Origin of the sequence: Agromyces binzhouensis (assembly GCF_004135055.1) — a bacterium.
Lineage (GTDB): Bacteria > Actinomycetota > Actinomycetes > Actinomycetales > Microbacteriaceae > Agromyces > Agromyces binzhouensis.
This window is the reverse complement of record NZ_SDPL01000150.1, coordinates 1-6789: the sequence shown is the minus strand read 5'-3', so window position 1 is coordinate 6789 and position 6789 is coordinate 1. Positions and strand designations below refer to the sequence as shown.

General features: G+C 73.5%; 8 protein-coding genes and 1 pseudogene. 5 read left to right on the top strand and 4 right to left on the bottom strand.

Translation table 11 applies throughout. The features are described 5' to 3' along the window. From ESO86_RS09025 to ESO86_RS09005, 5 genes and pseudogenes are all read left to right on the top strand, one after another. Positions 1-337: pseudogene (locus ESO86_RS09025) on the top strand (hydroxymethylbilane synthase); the annotation flags it as partial. 14 nt (positions 338-351) lie between these two features. Next, a complete protein-coding gene (locus ESO86_RS09020) occupies positions 352-1149 on the top strand; it encodes a uroporphyrinogen-III synthase (protein ID WP_129234596.1) in 798 nt (265 codons plus the stop codon). A 161-nt stretch (positions 1150-1310) separates the two neighbouring features. Next, the gene (gene hemB / locus ESO86_RS09015) at positions 1311-2306 is read left to right on the top strand and encodes a porphobilinogen synthase (protein WP_129234595.1); all 996 of its coding nucleotides are present in this window, start codon (positions 1311-1313) and stop codon (positions 2304-2306) included. Beyond that, positions 2303-3652, top strand: a complete 1350-nt coding sequence (gene hemL, locus ESO86_RS09010; protein WP_129234594.1) for a glutamate-1-semialdehyde 2,1-aminomutase — start codon at positions 2303-2305, stop codon at positions 3650-3652. Before hemB ends, hemL begins: the two co-directional genes overlap by 4 nt. A gap of 97 nt (positions 3653-3749) precedes the next feature. Continuing rightward, positions 3750-4178 carry a hypothetical protein gene (locus ESO86_RS09005; RefSeq protein ID WP_207207076.1) on the top strand — a complete coding sequence of 143 codons (429 nt, stop codon included), beginning with the start codon at positions 3750-3752 and terminating at the stop codon, positions 4176-4178. Between the two features lie 25 nt (positions 4179-4203). Here the strand turns inward: ESO86_RS09005 and ESO86_RS09000 are convergent, their stop codons facing one another. The 4 genes from ESO86_RS09000 to ESO86_RS08985 form a co-directional block, all read right to left on the bottom strand. Next, entirely contained in the window at positions 4204-4593 is a 390-nt protein-coding gene (locus ESO86_RS09000; RefSeq protein WP_129234593.1) for a DUF1304 domain-containing protein, read from the bottom strand. 28 nt (positions 4594-4621) lie between these two features. Next, positions 4622-5452: an ABC transporter permease gene (locus ESO86_RS08995; RefSeq protein WP_129234592.1), complete on the bottom strand. Its 831-nt coding sequence runs from the start codon at positions 5450-5452 to the stop codon at positions 4622-4624. Continuing rightward, the gene (locus tag ESO86_RS08990; RefSeq protein ID WP_129234591.1) at positions 5452-6354 is read right to left on the bottom strand and encodes an ATP-binding cassette domain-containing protein; all 903 of its coding nucleotides are present in this window, start codon (positions 6352-6354) and stop codon (positions 5452-5454) included. Before ESO86_RS08990 ends, ESO86_RS08995 begins: the two co-directional genes overlap by 1 nt. Positions 6355-6396: 42 nt before the next feature. Next, positions 6397-6789, bottom strand: a 393-nt coding sequence (locus ESO86_RS08985; RefSeq protein ID WP_207207075.1) for an isocitrate lyase/phosphoenolpyruvate mutase family protein, incomplete at its 5' end; no start/stop codon positions are given.

The following is a 6789-nucleotide window of genomic DNA, read 5'->3' as shown; positions in this document are numbered from 1 at the left end:
CGCCTCGCGGCACCTGCAGCGCGCGCTCGACGCCGTCGACCACGGCACGACGCGGGCCACGGTGCTCGCGGAGCGCCTCGTGCTCGCCGGTCTCGAGGCCGGCTGCGCGGCCCCCGTCGGGGCCACCGCGTTCGTGGAGGACGAACTTCTGTTCCTCACGGCGACGGTGTACAGTGCCGACGGGGCGAGGCAGTTGACCAGCTCGCACGCCGCGACCCCCGACAGCCGCTCGGCCGCCGACCTGGCGGACGCGGCACGCGACGTCGCATCCCGCGTCGTCGCGGACCTCCTCGGCAACGGCGCCGCCGATCTCGCACCTGCCCAGGAGTCGCCGTGACCGAATTCGAACCGATGACCGGCGCGATCAACCTGCCCGGAGCCGACGGTTCCAAGCCGCTGGCGGGGTGGCGCGTGCTCGTGCCCCGAGGGGGGCCGTGGGGCGATTCGGTCGCGGCATCGCTCCGCGCCCGCGGTGCGTCGCCCGTCATCGCGCCGATGATCAACTTCGCGCCGACCGACGACCAGTCCGCGCTCGAGGCGGCCCTCGCGAAGCTCGCCTCCGGCGGGTTCGACTGGGTCACGGTCACGAGCGCGACCACGGTCGACGTGCTGTCCTCGTACGGCGCGGTCATCCCGGAGTCGACGAAGGTCGCCGCGGTGGGCGAGACCACCGCGGCCGCCCTCGTCGCCGCCGGATACCGCGCCGACATCGTGCCCAGCGAGGAGAACTCCGCGCGGGGACTCCTCGAGGAGTGGGAGGCCGCCACCGAGGGCGTCGTGCCGCTCCGCGTGCTCGCGCTGCGCTCGGCGATCGCCAAGCAGGTGCTCTCCATCGGCCTCGAGCGCATCGGCCACCACGTCGAGGCCGTCGTCGCGTACCGCACGGTCGGCGTGCCCGTCGCGCAGAAGGTCGTCGACGACGTGCGCGCCGGCAAGGTGGACGCGATCCTGGTCACGTCGGGCAGCGTCGCCGAGCAGGTCCAGGCGCAGCTCGGCCCGATCCCGGAGAAGACCCTCGTCGCCGCGATCGGCCCGCAGACGCAGAAGGATGCCTCGGCGTTCGGCCTCCGCGTCGACGTCATCGCGGCCGAGCGCTCGGCCGAGTCGCTCATCGACGCCGTCGTGAACTCGGCGCTCGCGCGCGCCTGACCTGCGCGCGGCATCCGCTCGCTCGCATCCGAGTCCCGCTTTCCGGGCTGGAGCGCGGTTCCATCCGGGCCTCCACCCCGGAAATCGCACTCCTGCGCGGCACGCGTCGCCGGCGCACCGCGCCCACCGACCGCCCAGCCGCGCGCGCGTAGGCTTGGCGGGTGACTTCCGCACCAGCCCCCCGCGTGCGGCCCCGGCGCCTGCGTGAGACGCCGGCCCTGCGCCGCCTCGTGTCCGAGACCCGCCTCGACCCCGCCGAGCTGGTCCTGCCGATCTTCGTCCGCGAGGGCGTGACCGAGCCCATGCCGATCGCCTCGATGCCGGGCGTCGTGCAGCACTCGCTCGACTCGGTGAAGCAGGCGGTGGCGGATGCCGCGGCCGCGGGCGTCGGCGGCGTGATGCTGTTCGGCGTGCCCGAGACCCGTGACGCCACGGGCTCGTGCGGCACCGACCCGAACGGCATCCTGAACGTCGCGACCCGGGTCGTCGCCGACGAGGTGGGCGACGCGCTCGTCGTGCAGACCGACCTGTGCCTCGACGAGTTCACCGACCACGGGCACTGCGGCGTGCTCGACGCGCTCGGCCGGGTCGACAACGACGCGACGCTCGAGCGCTACCGCGAGATGGCGCTCGTGCAGGCGGCTTCCGGATCGCAGCTGCTCGGCCTCTCGGGCATGATGGACGGCCAGGTCGCCGCCGTGCGCGACGCGCTCGACGGCGCCGGGTTCGCGCACACCGCGATCCTCGCCTACTCGGCCAAGTACGCCTCGGCCTTCTACGGCCCGTTCCGCGACGCGGTCGAGTCGACGCTCGAGGGCGACCGCCGCACCTACCAGCTCGATCCCGGCAACCGCCGCGAGGGCCTGCGCGAGGCCATGATCGACATCGACGAGGGCGCCGACGTCGTGATGGTCAAGCCCGCGGGCTCGTACCTCGACGTGCTCGCCGACGTGGCCGCCGCGAGCGAGGTGCCCGTCTGGGCGTACCAGGTCTCGGGCGAGTACTCGATGATCGAGGCCGCCGCCATGCACGGGTGGATCGACCGCCGTCGCGCCGTGATCGAATCCGTCCGCGGCATCCGTCGCGCGGGCGCCGACGTCGTGCTGACCTACTGGGCGACCGAGCTCGCCGGATGGCTCCGGGAGGGGACCGAATGACCGCGACCGATGCGACCGCCGCCACGGCGACGAACGCCGACCTCTTCGCCCGCGCGCAGGCCGCGATCCCGGGCGGCGTGAACTCGCCCGTGCGTGCCTTCCGCTCGGTGGGCGGCACCCCGCGCTTCCTCGTCTCGGCCCGCGGGCCGTACGTGACCGACGCCGAAGGGCGCGAGTACGTCGACCTCGTCGCCGGTTGGGGTCCCGCGATCCTCGGCCACGCGCACCCCGAGGTGATCGCCGCGGTGCAGGAGGCCGCGTCGCGCGGCCTCTCGTTCGGCGCCTCGACGCCCGTCGAGACCGAGCTCGCCGAGCTCATCGAGCAGCGCGTCGCGCCGGTCGAGAAGCTGCGCCTCGTGTCGACCGGCACCGAGGCGACGATGAGCGCCATCCGCCTCGCTCGCGGCTTCACCGGCCGCGACCTGCTCGTGAAGTTCGCCGGGCACTACCACGGCCACTCCGACGGCCTGCTCGCCGAGGCGGGCTCGGGGCTCGCGACGTTCGCGCTGCCGGGCTCCGCGGGCGTGCCGGCCGAGATCGCGGCGCTCACGCTCGTGGTGCCCTACAACGACCTCGACGCGCTCCGCGCGGTCTTCGCCGAGCACGGCGATCGCATCGCCGCCGTGATCACCGAGGCCGCCGCCGCGAACATGGGCGTCGTCCCGCCGCTGCCCGGCTTCAACCGGGCGCTCGTCGACCTCGCGCACGCGCACGGCGCGCTCGTCATCAGCGACGAGGTGCTCACGGGCTTCCGGGTCTCGAAGGCCGGCTGGTGGGGCATCGAGGCCGAGACGGATGCCGCGTACACGCCCGACCTCGTCACGTTCGGCAAGGTCGTCGGCGGCGGCATGCCGGTCGCCGCGCTCGGCGGCCGCGCCGAGATCATGGAGCGGCTCGCCCCGCTCGGCCCCGTGTACCAGGCGGGCACCCTCTCGGGGAACCCGGTCGCGGTCGCCGCCGGCGTCACGACGCTCCGACTGGCCGACGACGCCGTCTACGCGAGGCTCGACGAGGTGAGCGGCCTCCTGCAGCGCGAGGTCTCCGCCGCGCTCTCGGCCGAGGGCGTCGCGCACGGCGTGCAGGTCGCGGGCAACCTCTTCAGCTTCCTCTTCGGCGAGGCCGTCGCGGGCGGCGCCGCCGACTACGACGGCGTGCTCGCGCAGGAGTCGTGGCGCTACGCGCCCTTCTTCCACGCGATGCTCGACGCCGGGGTGTCCCTGCCGCCGAGCGTGTTCGAGGCGTGGTTCGTGACCGCCGCGCACGACGATGCGGCGATCTCGCGGATCCTCGACGCCCTCCCGGCAGCGGCCCGCGCCGCGGCATCCGCCCGCCCGCCCGCGGCCTGAACCCGCCCGGAGTGAGAGGTTCCGGCAACGGAACCGATCGCACCGTTGTGGAGCGTCGACGACGCCCCTGACGGCGGGCTCGGGCAGGATGGAAGGCATGGCCAACCTGCGCGTCCACAACGACCGGCTCGAGGTCCACCTCACGCCGGCCGAGAAGTCGCTCGCGCTGCGGAGCGCCGACGTGATCGTCCAGCGCGACGACATCCGCTCCGCGATCATCACCGACGACCCCTGGATCTGGGTCCGCGGCATCCGCCGCCGGGGCACCGAGGTGCCGCTCGTCATCGCCGTCGGAGTCTGGAAGACGCACAGCGGCAGCGACTTCGTGCTCGTGAAGGGCAAGCGGCAGGCCGTCGTGCTCGAACTGTCCGACGGCGAGTTCGGGCGCCTCGTGCTGAGCACGAGCCGCGCGACCGAGCTCATCGACCGGTTGAAGGTGGGTGCGCCGTCCGACGACGGCGCCGAGGCGGTCGTCGCGGAGCCCGACCCCGACGACTTCGCGCAGGAGGAGACGAGCGGCGACTGAGCCGCGAGCGCCGCCCGCCGCCGAGTCAGGCCAGGAGCAGCAGCACGAACCCGATGAGGGGGAGCGTGCCCTGGATCAGCGCGGGCCGCAGGTACCCCGGCCCGGTCGTGGTCAGCACCACGGCCGCCGCCGCCATGCAGGCCGTGCTGAACAGGGCGAGCGCGAGCCCGGCCCTCGGCAGGTCGGTCCAGTAGAGCCAGACGCCGGCCAGCGCGCCGATCGCGAGGAACAGGTTGTAGAAGCCCTGGTTGTAGGCCATCGGGCGGAGCGTCTCGGCCTGGGCGCGATCGCGGACGCCGAACACGCGCCAGGTCGACGGCTGCATCCAGCGGACGCTCTCGAGCACGAAGATGACCACGTGGAGCAGCGCGGCGAGCACCACCACGATGCTGCCGACGATCGCGAGGACGCTCATGGACGGATGCTACGCCCGCGGCGGCCCGTCACGATACGTCGCGCCGCCACGTCGTCGCCCCGCCGACGACCGTCGTGACGACCGCGATGCCGAGGAGCACCAGGCCGCCCTGCCACCACTCGAGCGAGTCGGCCGCGCCGAGGGACGCGACGCTGTAGAACGAGGCGCCGACGAGTGCGTCGCTCGCCGCTCCCGGCAGGAACCGTCCGATCGACGCGGTGACGTCGTTCAGCGTGGACACGAGCCGCAGCACCGGTTCGAAGAACTGCGTGAACGCGATCACGATGACGATCGCAGCGACCTGGTTCGGCACGAGGGCGCCGAGCCCCACGCCGATCGCACCCCAGAGGGCCATGGCGAGGATCCCGCGCCCGACCAGCGCCCATGTGTCGCTCGAGTCGAGGCCGGTGTCGAGGTCGAATGCGGCCAGCGCGGCGGCGCCCGCGGCGACCGAGGTCGCGAAGCCCATGACGCCGAACGCCGCGCCGACCACCAGCTGCGAGACGAACTTGCCGGCGAGCACCGTCGTGCGGCGCGGTTCCGTGAGGAACGTCGTCGTGAGCGTGCGGTGGCGGAACTCCGTGGTCACCGCGAGGGCGCCGAGGAGCACCGGGAAGACGTACCCGATGGACGAGGCGAAGCTGTAGAGCAGCGGCGCCAGTTCCACCCCGGGCGGGATCGCGGTGCTCCCGCCCGCCGAGGCCGCGGCATCCGGGTTCTCCGCCGCCCAGCCGAGGAACGCGCCGAACCCGCCGGACATCAGCGCGACGTACCCGACGAGCACGATCGCGAGCAGCCACCACATGCGGGTCGTCAGGACCTTCTGGAACTCCGTGCCGACGGATCGCAGGATCGACATCACTCCGCCCCCGCGCCCTCGTCGACGAGCGCGAGGAACGATTCCTCGAGTCCCGACTTCAGTCGATGGAGCGAACTCAGTTCCACGCCGCCGACGAACGCGGCGTGCCCGACGACGCCGGGGTCGGGCTCGGAGACGATGAACCCGCTGCGACCCTCCGCGTAGTCGAGGCCGGCCTGGTCGAGCGCTGCCGCGAGTCGCGTGCGGTCGGGCGAGTCGACGACGGTCCGCGGCGAGGCGTCGAGCTCCAGGCTCGACAGCGTGCCGGTGCGAACGAGCCGCCCGCGGGAGATGATGACGACCTCGTCGACGGACTGCTGCACCTCGCTGAGCAGGTGCGAGCTCACGAGCACCGTGCGGCCGTCGGCGGCGAGGGATCGCAGGAATCCCCGGATCCACCTGATGCCCTCGGGGTCGAGCCCGTTGATCGGTTCGTCGAGCACGAGCACGCGCGGATCGCCGAGCAGGGTCGTCGCGAGCGCCAGGCGCTGCCGCATGCCGAGCGAGAAGCCGCCGACGCGGCGACCGGCGAACTCCGACATCCCGACCTGCTCGAGCACCTCGTCGACGCGCGACGAGCGGATGCCCGCGGCGGTCGCCGTCACGCGGAGGTGATCGCGGGCGGTGCGCCCCGGGTGGAACGCCGCGTCGAGCGCCGCCCCGACGGTCTCGAGCGGCCGTTCCAGGTCGCGGTACACGGTGCCGCCGAAGGTCGCCGTCCCCGCCGTCGGGCGCTCGAGCCCGAGCAGCGTCCGGAGGGTGGTCGTCTTGCCGGCGCCGTTCGGCCCGAGGAACCCGGTCACGCGACCGGGTTCGACGGTGAAGGTCAGGTCGTCGACCGCCGTGACGGCGCCGAAGCGCTTGGTGAGTCCGGTGATCTCGATGGTGGTGCCATCGCCCATGCGCGATCCTCTCGGTGTGCGATCCCGGCCGATCCGGTCGGTCTAGTTCAGTGGGCGGATGCCGCGGGGAGGCACGCCGCCGGCGTAGAGCATCGCCGCGAGGTCCTGCAGGGCGCCGAGCGCGACGCGCTGCGTCGTCGGCCCGTACGAGATGCGCGCGACGCCGAGTTCCGCGAGGCGCTCGGGCCGTGGGACGTCGGGGAGCCCGATCACGCTGACACGCCGCCATCCGATGCCGTCGACGAGCTCGGCCACGACGTCGTCGCCGAAGTTCCCGGGAACGAACACGCACGTCGCGCCGGCGTCCAGGTAGGCGCGTCCGCGCTCGATCGCGTCGGCCGTCCGCTCCTCGCTCGGGCGGTCGCCGCCGCGGAGCCAGGCGTCGGTGCGCGCGTTGAGCGCGAACGGGACGCCCTCGGCGTCGGCCGCGGCGAC

What these genes read in the sequence shown, in the direction of transcription:
- ESO86_RS09020 (WP_129234596.1), top strand. Translation starts at nt 352, where the DNA reads ATGACCGGCGCGATCAACCTGCCCGGAGCCGACGGTTCCAAGCCGCTG.
- hemL (WP_129234594.1), top strand. Translation starts at nt 2,303, where the DNA reads ATGACCGCGACCGATGCGACCGCCGCCACGGCGACGAACGCCGACCTC.
- ESO86_RS09005 (WP_207207076.1), top strand. Translation starts at nt 3,750, where the DNA reads ATGGCCAACCTGCGCGTCCACAACGACCGGCTCGAGGTCCACCTCACG.
- ESO86_RS09000 (WP_129234593.1), bottom strand. Translation starts at nt 4,593, where the DNA reads ATGAGCGTCCTCGCGATCGTCGGCAGCATCGTGGTGGTGCTCGCCGCG.
- ESO86_RS08995 (WP_129234592.1), bottom strand. Translation starts at nt 5,452, where the DNA reads ATGTCGATCCTGCGATCCGTCGGCACGGAGTTCCAGAAGGTCCTGACG.
- ESO86_RS08990 (WP_129234591.1), bottom strand. Translation starts at nt 6,354, where the DNA reads ATGGGCGATGGCACCACCATCGAGATCACCGGACTCACCAAGCGCTTC.